Below are 17,765 nucleotides of genomic sequence, written 5' to 3'. Positions count from 1 at the left end.
TTTTACCCAGTTGTAAAAAGTTCCTGGCTTGATATCATGTTCCACACACCATTGATGATCTGTCAATCCACTTTGACGGCATTCCATGATGAGACGGTATTGTTCTTCGGCAGGTATTCTTTTGCTTCTCATGAGCACACCTCCATAACTTTAATAGAGTAAAATGCTCGCATCTATCATTCTAGCAAGAAAAGATGAAGTAAAATGCTTGCATTCTCTATTGATTATTATGGGATATTTTTTGGGGCAACACAATCCGTCGAATTATTTTGCACTTACGATTAATGGACAAAAAAACGAACCACACTAACCATGTGATTCGTTATCTTTTATAACAATTCCAATATTTTTAATATTATGAATCTCATCTTTGCCTCTCCAAAAGATTCTTAAAAATTCTACATTACTTCAAGAACTCGAATTGCTATCAATCCAATTCGAACACTAAGCACTTCTGCTGGATTATTAAAATCTATATTCGTTATTTCTATTATTTTCTGCAAACGATATGAAACAGTTCGATAATGAATAAACATTAATTCAGAAGTCTTTTTTAAGCTTTGGTTGACATTCAGATAACATTCCAATGTATCAACCAGCTCTCCATTTTTCTGAATATCGTACTGGCGAAGTTTATTCAATGACTCCGGTATAAACGCTTGCAACTGATTTATATCTTTCATCTTTTCCAGTATCTGATAAAAGAATCCTACCTTTGTACTATCTATAACTGACTTATCCTCGTCTCCGATTATTCGTCTAATAACTTTAATATATTTAAGCGCAATTTTAGAAGATTTAAAAGACTCCTTCAATTCATGGTATCCTGTGACAGTTTTACCTATACCAATCAGAAAATCTATTTCAACTCCCCTATTAACTAGAAATTCTTGTATCGTTTTCTGCAGTTTCTCCAGTTTTTTACGAAATTCCAATCCGGTTTCCCGTTCCGTTTCTCTGTGAATATATACAATCTGGTTGGTTTGCAAAAAAATAGGCTCCCTCGGTAAATAACGTATAATTTCGTTTTCGACCAATTCTGTTTCTTTTATCTGGGCATTGGTAAATTTTTCCATATTCTTTATTGCATCCATACGGAAAGTGACAACCCGATATATCTCTGCATCATTAAGACCAAGCATACCTGCAACTTCATTTTCTTCATCATTTGACAGCGAACCATTCAGCATACGATATTCCAAATCTCTTAGATGTCGTTTTTCAAGATTCTCTTCTAATACATGTCTGATCAAACTAAACTGTAATGTAATGATAATATTCTCTAACGCGATAAAATCTAATTCCCTCAATGGTTCATTCTGTTCTGAAACAACAAAATACATTTCCTGTCTTTCAAATATATTGAGCTTCTTAATATATTCAATATAGTTAGTATTTTTTCTTTTTTGACACAAATATTGATATCTGGTTATAATTCCAGACTTATATTCCGCAATATTTTTTTCAATTCTAAAATCCTGTGTTTCCGAATTACTTGAAAAAAGACAGGTTCCATCTGCGTTATATAAACCGACCGGATTCCCGAGCATGGTACTGATCAAGAAAAATATTCTCTCTATAGATTCCCTTGAATCTATCACGTTCAGTAAAATATTACTTAAATTATCATGTGTCATCTTAAAATATTTCAGTTTTGCAGTTTCAATATCACACAACTGAAGTAGTATATGCTTAATAATCCCCCAAAAATACAAATCCTCAGAAATTTCTATCACGGGCAAATGATGTTCCTGCGAAAATTCCATTAAAATATCAAACAGTCTTTTCAGGTGTTCAGTTCTCTGACAGCACTTTACTATAAATCCACTTATCTGCTTTTTATCCAATTCTTTTAAATGATGCAAAAAAACATCTTCCTCTGTGGCTTCATAGGCTCGCATACTTGTCAGGAGCAGCTCACCCCCCCCCAGGAATTTTTCCATATCTGGCACTTCAATGATTCGGACTCCTTTAATTTCACGACCAATTCCAGAATCATCACTTATCAGTTGCATTTCCGAGAAATTGTTTGATTCAAGCAAGTCCTTTACTGTATACCCCATTTGTATTCCCTTCCTTTTACAATTGATTTGATTTATCTTTATTTTGCCTTATTATGTTATGCTATATCTATTTTAATATATTGGTGGAGTTATTTCTATAATTGTTTTTCATATTCTCTAGTTTGTTTTCTTAGCTATTCTGATAACTCATCGGCATCTGGTTTTATAATCTCCGAGACCTTTATGCCCTTTAGTAGATTGTCATAAGTTTGCTGCACATCCAGCAATATTTTATGTACTTTACAATGCTCTGTTGCATTTCTGGAACAAAACCCATCCTCTTCTAAACAACGATTTAATTTCATGGTTACTTCCGTGGAGGATATTATGTCAAACAGAGAAATATCTTCTGTTTTTTTCACAAGTGAATACCCACCTTTTATTCCTTCGCAAGCTGTAATTATATTCGCTTCTTTTAATTTTTTTGTGATCTTTGGAATATAGCTTTCTGGAATCTTTAATTCGTAAGCTAACTCAGACGCAGTGATTACTTCACCACGACAAGCCAGATAATATACTATTCTGATCGCATAATCCGTTGTAATTTTTAATTGCATAATTGCTCCTCTCCAAAACAGGAAAAATCCCGAATTATTATCCTTGCGCTTCATCTTTTATCGCCTCAAGTCTAATAAATTCGGGATATTGTATAACCTTTCATTTCCATATCTGTGCCTGATGCTTCAACTACTACATTTAAGGATAAAAAACATATAGAAAGAATCAAAATCCAAGAACATAAAATTTTTATGTATTTTTTCCATATATTATGCCTCATCTTGTGATTCTCCCTTATTTCTTTTCTGTTTTTTATGGATTAAAACACTTAGACAAATCAGTGAACCAAACAGCAATAAGAAATATCCCATAACAGGACTGTCATCTCCAGTCTTTACGCTATTGGTTTTTCCTAATCCATCCGAATAGGACGGACCAGATGGTTGTGACGGGTTTGAGGGCTGTGTTAGATTCGGCTTTTCTTCTCCCATATAACTGTTTTTAAAAGAGATCGCTTCTATTTTCTCCCCCTTCTCATTTGCTACAATTGTGACAACTTTTAACTGATTCGATTCATTATAGTAAGCCTCGACAGTCACATAGTACCTGTTTTGATCATATTTATAATCATCCTTTTTTTCTGTCGTCTGATAAATGTTATAATGATACTGTCCTGCTGTTTTTACATTCAGTATAATCTCTGTTGCTGCATTCTTTTCCATTGTCCAGGAATACTGCATATTGCGGCTTCCGGCTGGCATTGGTGCGTCGCTTTGATCGGTTGTCATAATATAAGAAAATTCATCTGCAATGCCTTCCACTTCACTGTCAAAGATCTGTCTCACCGGAATTTTCACTACAGTACAGTTATCAGATGCAAACGCTGATATCTGCATGCTCAGAAAAAGGAGCATAGTCACCAATATGACAGCTGTTTTCTTTAAATCAAGAATTTTCATGTTTTTTCTTTCCCTTCTTCTTTAATTTTCTATCTATCAGCAATAGAACGATAATTAGCAAAAGTATCCAGTAGATAACCGGCACCTGAATCATCTTTTCTTTCAATTTATCAATTCCAGTTCCCAGATTCTTGGCTTTCTCTTTCTCAGGATAGACCTGATCCGTAAGCCTTCCTACTAATATATTTCTTCCATTTGTCATGTCTGAGGTACATGTTATCAGAAGAACCAAATGGTCATTTTCAGTAAGTTCAATGTTTCTTTTATGTAAAGCATTGTCCGATATTTCCTGCAGATACGCCTGTTTTGCTGCCGGTTCCTCTGAACTGACACTGAACAGCCGCTCATTATAAGCATCTGCCTGAATCAATGCATAAAATTCAATTCCATGATCTTTTCCATCAAAAAAAAGATTTCCGTATGGATGTTCGTCAAAATACTCCTTATCTGCGAATAGCCCCACATCTCCAAACATCATGTGTTTTTCCATATGGTGTCCATAAATCATATTGTTAAAATCGGAAAAATCCGGTTTGTTTGCACAGTGCAAAAATATGGAACCACTTAAAGAATATTTGCCTTCGGCATCCGTATTCATATAAGTATCATCATCTTCTGCCTGAAGCAGCGGATAATTAACGTTTGTTTCATTTATTCGAATCCAGCCAATAATATCCGGATTGATTTTCTGCAATTCTTCAAAAGATTTCGTATGTTTTTCTGTTGGAATATAGGCTTCGTAGTTCTTCGCATCAGCCGCCTGATATACCTGATTGGAATCCCATAACATATAGCATGACAGGAACATTACCATAAGAATCAGCAATAACGCTATAAAATTCACCATATGATCGACTATTTTGACTAAAAACTTTGCTGCTTTTTTCATATGAAATATTCCTGAAGTTTCCTTTCTTATTGCAAAAGGGAATGCGACGGAGTATCGCCGCACGCATTCCCTTTGCTGTTACTTTTATGATTTTATGTAATTATTTCTGTACTTTTTTGCGTTTGAAAGCAACGAATCCAAACAGTGCTACAGCACAAAGAGCAACCATCAGAACGTATGGAAGAGTGTTCATGATAATACCAGTTGTTGGTACGTTGTTGAATCTGTTGGTTACGTCAACAATGTTCTTTTTCTGGCCGAGTTTACCACTGGCTGTAATTGCTTCATTGTATTTTTGTGCTGCTTTAGATGTCTCCACACCATTAAGTGTAACTACAGTGCTTCCCTTGTAGTTTGCTTTTGCAGCCTCAGTTACGGTAATCGTTGTTCCTACTGGAAGACCTGTGAATTTCATGTTCTCGCCATTTCCCAGCTGGAATGTACATTGTCCAGTCGCGTCTAACGTAACATCTTTACCATCTTTGTCTTTTACACCGCCAAGTGTTTTTGCATCTGTTCCTGCCGGGAATTCAAATTTTGCAGTAAAGTCGAATTTCTCAGTTGGAAGAGATTTTTCGGCATCTGTTACATTCTGAATAACCTTCTTGGATACGTTCAATGCACCGTTTGTTTTATAGTCAGGATCTGGCTTATTCGGATCTGGTTTCTCACCTGTACCAGCTTCCTGTACATAGGTGTTGACAAAGTTGAAACCATTCTTGCTTGCATCACCACCAATATCTACTTTACCTGTTGTTGCTTTACCTTTGTCATCTTTTGTCTTATTTACAATGATCTTATCAATTTCAAGTGTTCCACCAGTTTTCTCAACAACATATACATCCATTCTATACTCAGCATCGGACATAATCAGTTTTTCATATGCTGTCTCTGTAACAGACGGATTAGCCGTTTCGTTCTCTTCTACTGTATAGGAATATCTACCAGCTTCAGGAAAATCAGTGCCTACTAAATTAATTTTCTTAGTTTTTGTAGTTGTACCAAGATCAGTTGTTTCAAAACTGATTGTTGGTATTTCAACAGCATGAGCAGTATGTATTACATCATCCCCCTCCATAATCTGTGTAGCAGTAAAGCTAAATGTCTCTGCTTTTCCCACCTCAGTGTTGTAGGTCTTGCTGATATAGGCTTCCTTTGCATTATTTTTTGTGTCTGTCGTTGTTTGATCCGCTGCCATTGCCGGCATTGCCATTCCCATTGTCATAGCACCTGCTGCGACAATTGCGAGCATTTTCTTAGTGAATTTTTTCATGCTCATTTTAGTTCCTCCCTTGTAAATTATTTTGTTTTTTATTTGATTAACGGCTCTGGTAATTAAATTCCCCTGCTCCGAATAATCGCGATGACTTTTCCTTTGACATCTTTTATATCAATGCAGCCATAAATTCGGCTGTCCGATGCCTGAGGCCTGTTATCTCCAAGTATAAATACCTGGCCGCTCCCGACTGTGACCGGGAAATCCACTCCATCTTTGAATTGGGTGGTATCAAAGTAAATGTCCTGAGATATCTGTTCTGCACCATTTATCTTCAGTCCGTTTTTTGTAATGTCAACGGTGTCTCCTGCTACTGCCACAACACGTCCGGTCGTGGTTCTGCCATCAGCTTCAAACACTGCAACATCACCGGAGATAAACCTTTTATCCAATCGGTAATACATGACCAGATCACCGTCTTTGATTGCCGGTTTCATGGAGACATCATTTATTCTTACAATTCCATAGAGAAATGTAAAAATAAGAAATACTGCTAAGATAATAAATGCAATCTTCAATAACAACTGAACAATATCCTGTGCTACAGATGTTTCCTGTATTATATTGTTGTTTTTATTTGACCGTTCAGTTTCGTTCTTCATCCTATCCTTCCATAAAAATGGATGCCCATAACCCTTCTAGGGGATTTATTTGTTTTAGGTCAACTCAGACATCCACGGTACTAGTTTGTACCCTTTATTATAGTGGTTTATTTTTTTATTCCAATGCAACAAACATGTAAAAAGGCGGATGTATTTTTGCAAGTTTTGTTCCATAGCAGTGTCTATTCCATTTTCCGTCTTCTCCAGAAAAACAGAACCATAACGATACTTATAGCGAGTAATAGCCATACATGCCTGCTTGTTCCCAGACGAACCCCTGTTTCCGGTATTGATTGTGTGTTTTCGTTTGTGATTTTTAACTCAATCACATCTCCTCGTGCAGCCTCAATCCGCTGTTTCATGACAGCCGTATTTTCATTCGATGTTGCCTGAACTGGATTTGAATACTTATCATTCTCTTCTTTTTTAGAAATCGAAACAGCGTATTTTGATGTATCAACAGTTTCTGTTATTATGATATCCGAAGATATATCTACATTTTGTAATGTAACTTTATCTCCATGTTTCAAGGATGTTCTAAGTGTCTTACTACGCAGCTTTTGACCATCTTCCCAATAGAGAATTTCCATATCAAATGGCTTCTTGCGGTTTCCAAGTGGACCAGTGACTTCCTTTGTAATCTCAACCGTCACCCCGCCTTTTTGCGGATGATTGACGATATGTCTGTCCGAAACAGCTCTCCAGGTATTTGTCGTCGGTGATTTCTCATATAGGAATAAAATATCGGATTCTACATCGACCATATATAAATTAAAGTTATCCTGATACTGTGTTTTGGTTTTATCTGCTTTGTTCTTTTTGTTCGGAGTAACAGATTCTACCATCCAGTATCTGCCATCTGGTATCTCCTCCGATAACTGAAGCATTCCATTCTCATCAGTCAGTTGCAAGTCAAAATCAGGATTACACTTCTGACCATCCTTTTTCAGAACGATATCGTCCTTGCTCTGTGTATTGTCATAATCTACTGTATATCCTGTATCATCCGCATATTCTTTCGTAACATCATCATACGGTACTTTGTAGAACAGAAAACCTGCACCAGCAAGTCGGTTTCTTGGAAGATCATCCGTCTTTAAGAAACTTCGTTCAGCAAGATTGAAATGCAGATTCTGCACTTCCAGTTCCATCTTGGAAACATCCTTGAACTCATTCTCATCCTTCGGGAATATTTGTTGTCCATTTGAATCGAAATACTGAATCTCTGGATAAATAACTTCATAATATAGGAAACCATCCCCGTATTCCGAAGAATAATGTGTCTTTCCTATCTCGATTTCTTCCACCTTATATTCCACCGGAATTCTGTCCTGGAATAGTGGAACATTGTCGACTGTGTGTTCCCATCCGTTCTCTTCATTCAGCAAGAATTCCTGTCCTGTAGAAATTCCATTCTGATACAATCTGATTTTCACCTGTTTTTCCGTCAGTGCATCATTTGGATTTTCCCATGTCTTTTTGATATGCAGAGTGCCTGTTTTAGCAAAATTTCGGATATTAAGACTGGTATCTCCCCGCTGAAGCAGAACAGATTTTCCGTCTATCTTACCATCAACTGGTGCCTTAACAGCCTCCTGATTTTCGTTAGCCTTCCTATCCACCAGTTTTGCATCAGTGATTTTGAATGCTCCATTGGCAATCTCAACTGTGATCTGTATATCTCCTGTGTCTACATATCCCGTCGGTAAGTTTGTCTCTCGCAACAAATACGTCTCAGTTGCTGTTCGATTCTGTTTGTTCTCATCTTGTAACGGAATATGAAGTTGTGCGATTCCGTATTTATCAGTTGTTACCGCTTCCTCCTCAACACCGTTCTTACTAACAGCAAAATTGATCTTCTCCATTCCTTGTCCGGTAGACTCATCAAATTTGTTCAGTGTGAGTATTCCCTCTTTCTGATAACGGTTCTCCAATTCAATAGTAAGAGTTTCACCACCGCGTCCAATTCCACGTCCTGTGAATTTAATTCCACTTTCTGGATATGCTTCCCATGAATTTACATTATCTCCTTCTTCATGAGAATTGCGAACATTGTACCAACCTGAAAATTTCACATTCGAATCTTTTGGCTTATAGTTGTACTCTTTTAATGTGTATTTCCAGAATGAGTCCGCCTTAACGATCCACGTACAGCTTGTATGTGTTTCATCTGTCCATGTACCTACAACTTCTATTGGAGCATCCTCCGCTTGCGGAGCTTCTGCATCCGGTTTCTGGCTATCTTCTGAAGGAAGCACAAGTTTCATATGCTCATGAAATGCAGGTGGCTGCGGTTTTCCATCTAAAAACTTTTCATCCATATCTACCTGGATATAATAATCTTTCTTGACTTCCTCTATTGCTTCCGGCATTCCGACAAAATCTTTCTTTACTGTCAGGTAACCATTTTTTGCTACAATACGTCCGTCAATATGCCACCCATCGGACATTTCACTTTTGAAAGAATACCAATAAATGGTGAAGAATTCGGTATCTAATTTCGATGGCGGAATCTCCCTGTCTCCGATACGAATCATACGTCCGCTTTCACGAATTGTCTGGAATACCTCTTCATCGGAAGGAATTCTATCTATCTTGTAGATATAGTCTCCATTTCCAATATATCCCTCATCTGGTTTAGTTCCCTGCAAAAGTTCTTGCACTCTCTTATTTCCATCCGCATACTGTTCCCACGTAGATGGATTCTTATTTCCAAGAACTGGAACATCATGCAATATACTTGCCTTCACATTACAGTTTGCCACGGCAACCGCACTTGTATAATCGTCTACATTCGTGGTTGGTAATGCTACTGAACCATCTTCCGGCATCGCTGACTTACAGATATAAAACTGTACCTGTTTTCGATTTTGGTTACTCACCTTACGCCACGCTGCATAGAGGGTGATTGGCTGTCTTGCATTATTATTTATAAGATCAGAAATAGAATCCCCTGCACCGCATTCCTGCCACTTTCCGTCTTTGTTTCTGTAATCCCAATGATCGAATTCATACTGTTCCAACTCTTTGCTGTCATTATCTTCATGATCATAAACCAGAGGATATGGTGACTTAACGTTATGTTTTCCAGCTTCTATTTCATTCTCATAATCATCTGTGTGTCTTGTCTTATTCTCAACCTGAGGGGTCAACTTAGCTTCCTTAGGAAGTTTCTTCATATAACGAGTTGTATTATAGATAACCCTGACTGCCCCAGACTCCAGCGGTTTGTCTGCGATCACCTCATAAGATGAGTTAACATTCGGAATTTCAAATTTTACCTTATCATCTCCGGACGGTTCCGGAAGAACCTCATTTTCGTCCCTGTCATTAGATGTACAACTCCAGACAATCTCCTTGCCATAATACTCACCTTCTAAACTTGCCCTCTTTGGTACTTCCACAGTATATGCTTCCCCATGGCCTACATACTGTCTCTTAATCGCCTCTCTTTTGGTCAGGTTCAGTGGATCCAACACTTCAATCAGATGAAAACTTCCCTCTACACTGAAATGTCTTCCTGCCAGCCCAACCTGAGAAGAAAGTCCTGTCAAACGATCAAAATAATTTTCGATTCTGTCTGGATTCAGTGGGTTTGGCTGTGAGAAATAATAGACAGATACATCTTTCCCGTTTTTCAGGACAGGAATATACCATGTACCATCGTTGTCCTTATAAGGGTGCTGTACAAACACACGGCTGTCTGTCGCATAACCAAACAGAATCTTCTCTTTCTGATCTGCGCCGGGCTCCAGCTTGCTCGGAGTGAAACCAAACTCACTGTAAATTTTAGAAATCGTATCATCTGGTGTAGCTCGCAAATAATAACGACTGGCTCGGCCACTGTTTGCTTTGATTATGTAATGCTGCTCAGCATTAATATTTTTTATCAGCTTATAATGTCCATCGATAAATACATAAAAACTAATATTTGCTTCTTTTGTTGCTGCCGGTTTTTCTGTATTATCAGGAACAATCACATATGGACGTACTGCATCATCTGGCTTAATAGTAAAGCTCATGGTATGCTTTGCTTCATTTTTACTCCATGTAACTTCTGAAAGAGTACCATCTTCCTTTCTGCATTCCCAGTTTATATCCTGCGTTTGTTCTTCTACACGCGGCTTTGTACTAACTGTTCTTGTAAGTGTTGATTTTCTTGCAACAAAATCAATTGCCGGAAGATCACGCAAAGCTGTTTCGCTGTAAACCTGTCCATCTTCATCCTGTACTGTCACACTGTAAAAACCGTTATATCTATTATCGTCGTGTTCGAATAAGGTCTTTGCACTCATGGGATCAATTTTTTCTCCATTTGGCAGGTAATACACATCCATCGGCTCTCCGGACTTTCCTATATAAATACATTCATGACCTTCTATCGTGTATTTCCCTGCATTATGGATTGTATCGTAATCTCTCTTGGAATAATAAAAAACGCTCTTTTGCTTCATTTTGAATAGAACCATCGTAATGAAATTTTTCAAAATGCTTTTTTAACTCATCATTAGAAATATAATAATAACTGTTCCCGGCTTTGTTGTAGTATCTTTTATAACAGGAATTTCTTCGTTTAGAACATTATATCTCTCATTATTTACAAAAGTATAGAATTTAATGTTCAAGGTTGCTGGTGCAAAAGTGTTGCATGCAACCGTATATGGTTGCTCTATCTTTCCAATAGAAAAGGTTAGTTTATCGCCCTGTTTCACCGGAGAAATTGTTTTATTTTCATCCTCACTGGCACAAAGCCAGTCGCTTTCCTTCGTATCTCCAGGATCAACGGAAATTGTGACCGCAGAATCTTTCTTATAGTAACTCACAGTTCGATTTCCATCCGGATTGATCACTGTAACCGAATAGAAACTGTTCTTATTCTGCTTAATCTGGTCTGAATTATTATCCGGAATTTTTTCGCCATCAGATGCTCCTTTTGGCATATAATAAACGTCTGTTGGTACAGTTGCTTCCTGCTTGTCCAGGTTATAAGATACATATTGCTGTCCTTTATAAGTTACCACTGTCGCCTGTGCTAATGTCTTCTCACCACGGACTGTATATGGAAAATAATTTCCGGACTGTGTTTCCTCTGCATTCAAGCCGAACTCTCTATAAATCTCAGCAAGATCACTGACAGATAAATAGCATCTGCCCTGACGGTTCCATTTATACACCTTTTTCAGAGAATCAGCCGGCAGCTTTCGAACCTCATTGTCTGCATATATATAAAACTGAATGTCAAAGGCTGTCTGATCCGCTCTCTGGATCACATAAGACTGTGTGATCTTTCCGATTGTGAACCTCGTCTGGTTCCCTGATTCCCGTATACCATCTATCACCTTATCATCTGTTCCCATACAGGTCCATTCGATCTGGTCTGTCTGGTCCGACAATTGGGGATTAAAATCAGCCACAGCTTCTTCCACTACAGTTCCTGTTAATGCATAACGAATCCGATCCTGCCCTTCTCCCTTTACCTCTACGGAATAAAACGAGTTGTCCTTTTTTACAGAATCTTTTAAATTTAATGCAAGGCCTTTTCCATTTGGAAGGTAGTAAACATCTATCGCTTCCCCTTGTTTATTCTGTCCATAATTGTAAGAAACATATGTCTTTCCGGATTCTGTGTCTGTATAAACTTTTCCGTATTCTATCCTGCTTTTTCCCCGGTATGCAGATACAAACTTATTATTTGCATCCGGATTCTGATTCTCACCATTTTTCACAAATCCAAATTCTTCATATATCAGGAGCAGGTCCTCGATGGAACACCATAGTAGGTAGTTCTTCCGTCTTTCCATGTTGCAATGCCGGTAATGTCATTATGCTGAAGCTTTACCTTGTTTCCATCAATAATGACATAAAAATCAATATCAAATCCTTCGGAAATCTCCTGAAGTTTCGGTGATTCCTCTTGTGCAATCTGCTCCTCGAAGGCTTTTTCTTCTTCTGAAAGCTCTCCCTGGGATGGAGTAATTTCTTCCTCCGGAATCTCTTCTAATGGCGGGGTGATTTCCTCTCCAGGAGTCTCTTCTGATGGCGAAGTATTTTCTTCTTTCGACGTCTCTTCCGACAATGATGTACTTTCCTCAGGAATAGATTCTTCTGTGTGCAGTTCACCCTCTTGAGTACTATTTATATTTGGAATATTCTCTTCTTCCACTGAAACTGCCAAAACTGTCCGTTCCTGCGCTATTCATGCACAAAACCAATAAAAGTGTCCAGGCTATCCATCTTAGCCATCTCTTTTTCCTCTTCACACAAATTCCTCCTAAAAACATATTTTCATTTTCTTAGCTATCTGCCTTTTTTATCCATTCCTTCTGCATTGCCGCTTCCAGAAAACAATGAAGCAGCGGTTGGGAGAACGAGCCACATTCCCCGTTCAGGATCATTTGCAATGCTTCTCCATGAGTCAGTTTACTTTTATAGGGGCGAGGACTGATTAAGGCATCATATGCATCAGCCAGTCCCACAACCTGTGCACAAAGAGGAATTTCTTCTCCATGCAAACCATCCGGATACCCAGCTCCGTCATATCGTTCATGATGATGTCTGCAGATTTCATAACTAAGCGCATTTAATTTGTCTATAGTAAGACCTTTTGGAAACTTCTTTGTCATTTCAGCTCCAACCAGTGGATGTTGTCTCACGGTTTCCATCTCTTCATCTGTCAGCCTGCCATTTTTGTTCAGAATTTCAACAGGCACCCTGATTTTTCCAATATCATGAATTGGCGCCAAATGTGATACAGCTTCTACTTCTTCGTCTGTAATTCCATATTCCGGATAATTTTTCTGCAGTTGGAGATACATCTGCTTTGTAAAGAAAATAATATTGTCCTGGTTTTCCGCTTCTGATAAATTATTATGATCCAGAACTGTAGACAATAATGACACCATATTCCAATATTGCTTGGTCTTATCGCGCTCGTTCTTCTGGAGTTCTCGTTTCATTTCCATTACGGATCTGTAGGTTCTTTTTACATTATGTAATGTAATCATTGCTATATTATCTTTTATATCCACATATTTCTTAGCCCTCATCTTTATATAAGATTTTTCACTCTCTATTCTGCGGTATACGATATCCTGCTCTGCATAGCCATGAACCAGATTTTCTGTTAACTTATCGCTTAACAGGAAATCTCGTAGCTTTGATTTATCAGCATCATGAATAAATCTCTCTATATATATCTGAATAAACGTATCATAATCTTCTGTCTTCCTTGCTATTTCAAAGACCTCTTGATTATGTGAGTAAATGCATTCATACCTATTTGTTTTTAGATTTAATTTTAATGCTACATAAAACCTGTCAAAGTCCTTATCTGTGCAAACCATTGGTTTTTCCTGCTCCATAACTCCACCTCTTACGTAACTCAACCCTTAAAGGTACTAGTTTATGTCAAAAAAATATTCCTTAATACTATTTTCACATATAATAGTATATCGTTCTTTCTATTTTTTATAATGCACAAAATTTGCAAATATGGTGTGTGTATTTTGCAAGAAGTGTTCCATTATATGAATTTTTCCAAAAAGAAAAACGAACCACACTAACCATGTGATTCGTTATCTTTTATAACAATTCCAATATTTTTAATATTATAATTCCGTTTCGAACAGCTAATATCTCAGCCACATTGTCAAAATCCATTCCTGTCAATTCTACTATTTTCTGCAAACGGTATGAAACTGTTCGAGCATGCACGCACATTAACTCTGAAGTTTTTCGAATACTTTGTTTATGATTCAAATAGCATTCCAGCGTATCAATCAGTTCTCCATTTTTCTGAACATCATACTGATGAATCTCATGGACTGTATCTGGTATATATGTTCTTAATTGCTTTTCATCCTTAATATTTGTAAAAACATGAAAGAATCCTAATTTTGAACAATCCACTACTGACTTCTGTATATCACCTGTTATCTTTCTAATGACATCAATGTATTCTATTGCAGTTTTAGAATCTTCAAAAGAATCTTTCAAATCATGATAACCTTTAACACTTTTTCCTATCCCAATCAGGAATTCAAATTGTTCTTTTCTATCTGTCAATTGATCTTGCGTTTCTTTTTGAAATTTTTCCAGCTTTCTTCGAAATTCCCGTTTTCCTTCTTTTTATTTTCCTTGTGAATATATATGATTCGATTTGTATTACAAAAAATATACTCTTTAGGTAGAAATTTTAAAACTGCTTTTTCTACAATCTTTGTCTCTTTTCTTTGTTCAGCACTGAAATTTTCTTTATTGTTTCCAGATTTCAAATAAAATGTGATAACCCGATATTCATCTGTTGCATTAAGATCAAGCAGATTTGCAACATCCTCTTTCTCTGATTCTGACAGCGATCCATTTAGCATTCGATATTCTAAATCTCTATGATATTTCTTTTCAATACTCTTTACCGTTTCATTTTGAATTAAAAAATATAATAAAGCTGAAACTGCCCCCTCTAATGTTATAAAATCTAATTCCATTAATGGTTCGTTTATCTCTGATATTAGCAAATAATACTTACTCTGACCGAAAATGTCGATTTCTTTTATATATTCAACATTATTTCTTTTTTGACGTATATATTCAAGCTGCGTAATGATATTAGGCACATATTTTGGGCTATCCTTTAAAATTTTTAATTCAATTGGTTCTGATGTACTTGAATACATATTATGAAATTGTGCGTCATACAAAGCAACAGGATTTCCAAGCATAGTTTCCAGACCACAAATCAATTTCTCTATTGCTTTCTCTCTAATAGCTCTTCCAGCAAAATACTGACTGATTTCATCTCGAGTTAATTTAGAATAAATAAATTTTGCAACTACGATATTACTACATATTTGAGATAGTACATACTTAATAACCAACCAGTAACTGATATCCTGTGGAAGTTCCAAAACAGGTATATTGTGTTCTTCACAAAAACATACCAAAGTTTCAAACAACTTATTTAAATGAGCTGTATTCTGCTTTCTTTTCACAATAAATCCACTTATCTGCTTTTTATTTAATTCATTTAAGTGACTTACCATCATATGATCATCTAGTTTTTCATAAGCGGGCAAAGAAGTTAGGAGCAACTCACCCCCCCAGAAAATTTTCCATGTTGGGAGCTACAATAATTCGAACTCCTCTTATTTCTCTATTGATTCCTGAATTGTCACTAATTAATTTCATCCCTGGGAATTTGTTTGAGTCAATAAAATTTTTTATTGTGTATCCAATTCGTGTTGTACCTCCGTATTTTATAGTATATGTTTATCTAAAACCTAAACATCTGCCAATGATATAGCGGTATTATAGCAAAAAGTAATATTATTTTCCACCTTAAGTAATCTGTATTTTCGCAAATAAATACAGCAAAACTTTATTTATACACTAAAAAAAGATGCAGGAATCAACTTCCCACACCTTCATTAGTAGCCTGGTATCCGCTATTCTAGCACCCCTGTTTATCTCACACCTCAATCAGCTCCTCTCTCCGGCTTATCTTTTCCCTGTTTTTCTTGAATAATCTTCTTATTGATTTCAAGCCGTTCATGAATGGATAATTTCTTATCTTTTCCATCTACCATCTGCTTCTGCTGTGCCGTTTTTCTATCTGTCTTTCCTGCATCCTTAACCACTGCATTCGCTTCGGTACTTGTTACTCGCTCATCTGCTCTTGGGCTTTGTCTGTACATATACATCTGATCGTTTGCTTTCAACTCCTTGTTGTACTCTCGCATCAAATTGTAGGCATACGCTTTAGAAACACCAAGAATTGCCCACACATCATCCACATCCATATACATTTTTTCCTGCACTATACTCATATCGCTTTATCCTCCTTCAAATATTGCTCAACATGTTCCAGACCATAAATCTTGTCCTCTACATAACGGGTTGGCACCCGACCGAGAATCACATAATAGTTCTTACTTGCCAGATCAGCATTCATTCTTTCCACCACCCGGTAAGCAAAAGAAACTGATAACTCAAAGAGTTCGGCAATGTCTTCCACTGATAAATACATTTTTCTTTTACGCATGAAACCATTCCTTTCCTTCTTCCTGTGGAATCTCACAGGTATCTTCTACCCCGTAGAAACGCTTCACAAAATACTTTGTCGGAACTTTTCCTCTAAGCGTCAGGTAGCCCTGTTCTTCCAGTTCCTTGTTCAGATTTCCGATGATCTCATAAGCCGATGTCTGTTTTACTTCCAGAAGTTCACAAATATCGGCTGCCTTTAAAAATAATTTGTTCTGCATAATCAGTACCTCCTGCATTTTGAATATTTATCTCTTCATATACTCTGTACTGGCAGATGCAAAATCGGACATCATTTTCCGAAATTTAGCAAATTATTTTAATTTCACAGTTTCCATACGTGTTATCGCTGAACCATGGAGTTTATATCATTGAAAAAGGGTAAAAAAAACAGTCTGCCCTGACGGAAAATATTTCCATCAAAACAAACTGTTCTTCATATTCACACTAATTATATTTTCTGAGCATAGTTACTTTTTGCGAAAATTTCAGATAACTCCGGAAAGAAAACAAAGAAAAAAAATATTTTTTAACTCCATTTGCACTCCACCGGAACATCCAAACAGCCCGCAAAGCCTTTATTTATGGGCTTTTTCGCAATTTAGTCCGCTACTCAAACTCGCAAATAAAATCTTATCACTATACACTTTTGTATAGGGATTATGGTTCTATCTGGTTTTATATGTGTTCCACTGTCCAAAGTCCACAGACTGTACTGAACGGTGTTATCAATTTGTTATCACATCTCTGTTATCAATCAAAGATTCTCGTGATATCCTGATATCGGTTAACTACACGATAAATCTCTACATATTCGTTACCGATCTTGTAGATAATAACATAATCTTCCCATATCGCATATTTATAATCTGTCCGAAAGCTGACCCGTTTGGAGAGATCCGACCCCATTCCAGGAAACATCTGAAGGTTTTCAAATTTACCGTAAATTTCCTTTATTGTCTTTGCCGCATATTCTTCATTATCCTCAGCAATGTAATCCCGGATGTTCTTCAAATCCTTTGCAACAATCGGATTGATCCGCAGTTTTAACATCTTATTCCCCCACAAGTGCTTTTAATTCATCCAGATCCAGCCAGCCTTCTCCGTCTTTCACTGCTTCTTCAGCTTCCTGCAGCTTCAAGAGAAGCTTTTTCTCTGCACGGTCACGCTCATAATCTTCAATATCCATGACAACGAAACGTCCTCTGCCATTCTTAGTCAGATATACTGGTTCTCCTTTATGACAGTTCTTCAGGACTTCATTATAATTTCTCAAATCAGATACTGGTAAAATATTTGCCATATTCTTTCAGCTCCTTCCTTTGATTTTAAATTGTTTCTGCTACTTCTATTATACACAAAAAGCTGTAAAATTCAACGTAGATTTTTACAGCTTTTTATTTTATGCATTAGGGTTAGCGACCCTTTTTATACTTTTTC

At 36.9% G+C, this 17,765-nt stretch carries 18 protein-coding genes; all 18 read right to left on the bottom strand.

The annotated features are described in order from the left end of the window. Positions 1-132, bottom strand: a 132-nt coding sequence (gene tnpA / locus DXA93_RS20795; RefSeq protein WP_442857657.1) for an IS66 family insertion sequence element accessory protein TnpA, incomplete at its 3' end; no start/stop codon positions are given. A 266-nt stretch (positions 133-398) separates the two neighbouring features. Further along, positions 399-2,063, bottom strand: coding sequence for a PucR family transcriptional regulator (locus DXA93_RS17070; protein ID WP_118600667.1), 1,665 nt, complete (start codon positions 2,061-2,063; stop codon positions 399-401). Between the two features lie 134 nt (positions 2,064-2,197). Further along, positions 2,198-2,674 carry an RrF2 family transcriptional regulator gene (locus DXA93_RS17065; protein WP_082424891.1) on the bottom strand — a complete coding sequence of 159 codons (477 nt, stop codon included), beginning with the start codon at positions 2,672-2,674 and terminating at the stop codon, positions 2,198-2,200. 156 nt (positions 2,675-2,830) lie between these two features. After that, positions 2,831-3,520 carry a Spy0128 family protein gene (locus DXA93_RS17060; RefSeq protein WP_055227179.1) on the bottom strand — a complete coding sequence of 230 codons (690 nt, stop codon included), beginning with the start codon at positions 3,518-3,520 and terminating at the stop codon, positions 2,831-2,833. After that, positions 3,507-4,409, bottom strand: coding sequence for a class B sortase (gene srtB, locus DXA93_RS17055; protein ID WP_199671264.1), 903 nt, complete (start codon positions 4,407-4,409; stop codon positions 3,507-3,509). Before srtB ends, DXA93_RS17060 begins: the two co-directional genes overlap by 14 nt. Positions 4,410-4,509: 100 nt before the next feature. Continuing rightward, positions 4,510-5,688: a DUF7601 domain-containing protein gene (locus DXA93_RS17050; protein ID WP_118600669.1), complete on the bottom strand. Its 1,179-nt coding sequence runs from the start codon at positions 5,686-5,688 to the stop codon at positions 4,510-4,512. 56 nt (positions 5,689-5,744) lie between these two features. Continuing rightward, positions 5,745-6,287, bottom strand: coding sequence for a signal peptidase I (lepB, locus tag DXA93_RS17045; RefSeq protein ID WP_118600671.1), 543 nt, complete (start codon positions 6,285-6,287; stop codon positions 5,745-5,747). Between the two features lie 182 nt (positions 6,288-6,469). Next, entirely contained in the window at positions 6,470-10,624 is a 4,155-nt protein-coding gene (locus tag DXA93_RS17040; RefSeq protein WP_243109263.1) for a Cna B-type domain-containing protein, read from the bottom strand. Between the two features lie 159 nt (positions 10,625-10,783). Then, positions 10,784-12,013, bottom strand: a complete 1,230-nt coding sequence (locus DXA93_RS18805; RefSeq protein WP_243109262.1) for a hypothetical protein — start codon at positions 12,011-12,013, stop codon at positions 10,784-10,786. Positions 12,014-12,033: 20 nt separating this feature from the next. Beyond that, complete coding sequence (locus DXA93_RS18800) at positions 12,034-12,450, bottom strand: hypothetical protein (RefSeq protein WP_243109261.1); 417 nt, start codon at positions 12,448-12,450, stop codon at positions 12,034-12,036. Positions 12,451-12,580: 130 nt separating this feature from the next. Continuing rightward, positions 12,581-13,648, bottom strand: coding sequence for an HD-GYP domain-containing protein (locus tag DXA93_RS17035; protein WP_118600675.1), 1,068 nt, complete (start codon positions 13,646-13,648; stop codon positions 12,581-12,583). A gap of 220 nt (positions 13,649-13,868) precedes the next feature. Further along, on the bottom strand, positions 13,869-14,351 hold the full coding sequence (locus DXA93_RS17030; RefSeq protein ID WP_158579541.1) for a PucR family transcriptional regulator: 483 nt from the start codon (positions 14,349-14,351) through the stop codon (positions 13,869-13,871). Then, on the bottom strand, positions 14,348-15,376 hold the full coding sequence (locus tag DXA93_RS17025) for a hypothetical protein (RefSeq protein ID WP_118640014.1): 1,029 nt from the start codon (positions 15,374-15,376) through the stop codon (positions 14,348-14,350). Before DXA93_RS17025 ends, DXA93_RS17030 begins: the two co-directional genes overlap by 4 nt. A gap of 384 nt (positions 15,377-15,760) precedes the next feature. Beyond that, complete coding sequence (locus tag DXA93_RS21075; RefSeq protein WP_242856687.1) at positions 15,761-16,111, bottom strand: hypothetical protein; 351 nt, start codon at positions 16,109-16,111, stop codon at positions 15,761-15,763. Continuing rightward, positions 16,108-16,326 (bottom strand): hypothetical protein, encoded by a 219-nt coding sequence (locus DXA93_RS17015; protein ID WP_055227196.1) that lies wholly within the window; start codon positions 16,324-16,326, stop codon positions 16,108-16,110. The genes DXA93_RS21075 and DXA93_RS17015 overlap by 4 nt, the downstream gene beginning before the upstream one ends. After that, positions 16,319-16,546 carry a hypothetical protein gene (locus DXA93_RS17010; RefSeq protein ID WP_008705329.1) on the bottom strand — a complete coding sequence of 76 codons (228 nt, stop codon included), beginning with the start codon at positions 16,544-16,546 and terminating at the stop codon, positions 16,319-16,321. The genes DXA93_RS17015 and DXA93_RS17010 overlap by 8 nt, the downstream gene beginning before the upstream one ends. A gap of 532 nt (positions 16,547-17,078) precedes the next feature. Then, positions 17,079-17,378: a type II toxin-antitoxin system RelE/ParE family toxin gene (locus DXA93_RS17005; RefSeq protein WP_055306317.1), complete on the bottom strand. Its 300-nt coding sequence runs from the start codon at positions 17,376-17,378 to the stop codon at positions 17,079-17,081. 1 nt (position 17,379) lies between these two features. Beyond that, positions 17,380-17,628 (bottom strand): type II toxin-antitoxin system prevent-host-death family antitoxin, encoded by a 249-nt coding sequence (locus DXA93_RS17000; RefSeq protein ID WP_021905858.1) that lies wholly within the window; start codon positions 17,626-17,628, stop codon positions 17,380-17,382. Positions 17,629-17,765 lie beyond the last annotated feature (137 nt).

This window comes from Blautia sp. OF09-25XD (genome assembly GCF_003482095.1).
Lineage (GTDB): Bacteria > Bacillota > Clostridia > Lachnospirales > Lachnospiraceae > Fusicatenibacter > Fusicatenibacter saccharivorans.
The sequence above is the reverse complement of the archived record's forward strand: the minus strand, read 5'-3'. Positions and strand labels throughout refer to the sequence as shown.

Coding starts and splice junctions, on each gene's coding strand:
- DXA93_RS17070 (WP_118600667.1), bottom strand. CDS start 2,063: ATGGGGTATACAGTAAAGGACTTGCTTGAATCAAACAATTTCTCGGAA.
- DXA93_RS17000 (WP_021905858.1), bottom strand. CDS start 17,628: ATGGCAAATATTTTACCAGTATCTGATTTGAGAAATTATAATGAAGTC.
- DXA93_RS17050 (WP_118600669.1), bottom strand. CDS start 5,688: ATGAGCATGAAAAAATTCACTAAGAAAATGCTCGCAATTGTCGCAGCA.
- DXA93_RS17060 (WP_055227179.1), bottom strand. CDS start 3,520: ATGAAAATTCTTGATTTAAAGAAAACAGCTGTCATATTGGTGACTATG.
- srtB (WP_199671264.1), bottom strand. CDS start 4,409: ATGAAAAAAGCAGCAAAGTTTTTAGTCAAAATAGTCGATCATATGGTG.
- DXA93_RS17035 (WP_118600675.1), bottom strand. CDS start 13,648: ATGGAGCAGGAAAAACCAATGGTTTGCACAGATAAGGACTTTGACAGG.
- DXA93_RS17005 (WP_055306317.1), bottom strand. CDS start 17,378: ATGTTAAAACTGCGGATCAATCCGATTGTTGCAAAGGATTTGAAGAAC.
- DXA93_RS17040 (WP_243109263.1), bottom strand. CDS start 10,624: ATGGATGTGTATTACCTGCCAAATGGAGAAAAAATTGATCCCATGAGT.
- DXA93_RS17065 (WP_082424891.1), bottom strand. CDS start 2,674: ATGAAGCGCAAGGATAATAATTCGGGATTTTTCCTGTTTTGGAGAGGA.
- DXA93_RS21075 (WP_242856687.1), bottom strand. CDS start 16,111: ATGAGTATAGTGCAGGAAAAAATGTATATGGATGTGGATGATGTGTGG.
- DXA93_RS17010 (WP_008705329.1), bottom strand. CDS start 16,546: ATGCAGAACAAATTATTTTTAAAGGCAGCCGATATTTGTGAACTTCTG.
- lepB (WP_118600671.1), bottom strand. CDS start 6,287: ATGAAGAACGAAACTGAACGGTCAAATAAAAACAACAATATAATACAG.
- DXA93_RS17015 (WP_055227196.1), bottom strand. CDS start 16,326: ATGCGTAAAAGAAAAATGTATTTATCAGTGGAAGACATTGCCGAACTC.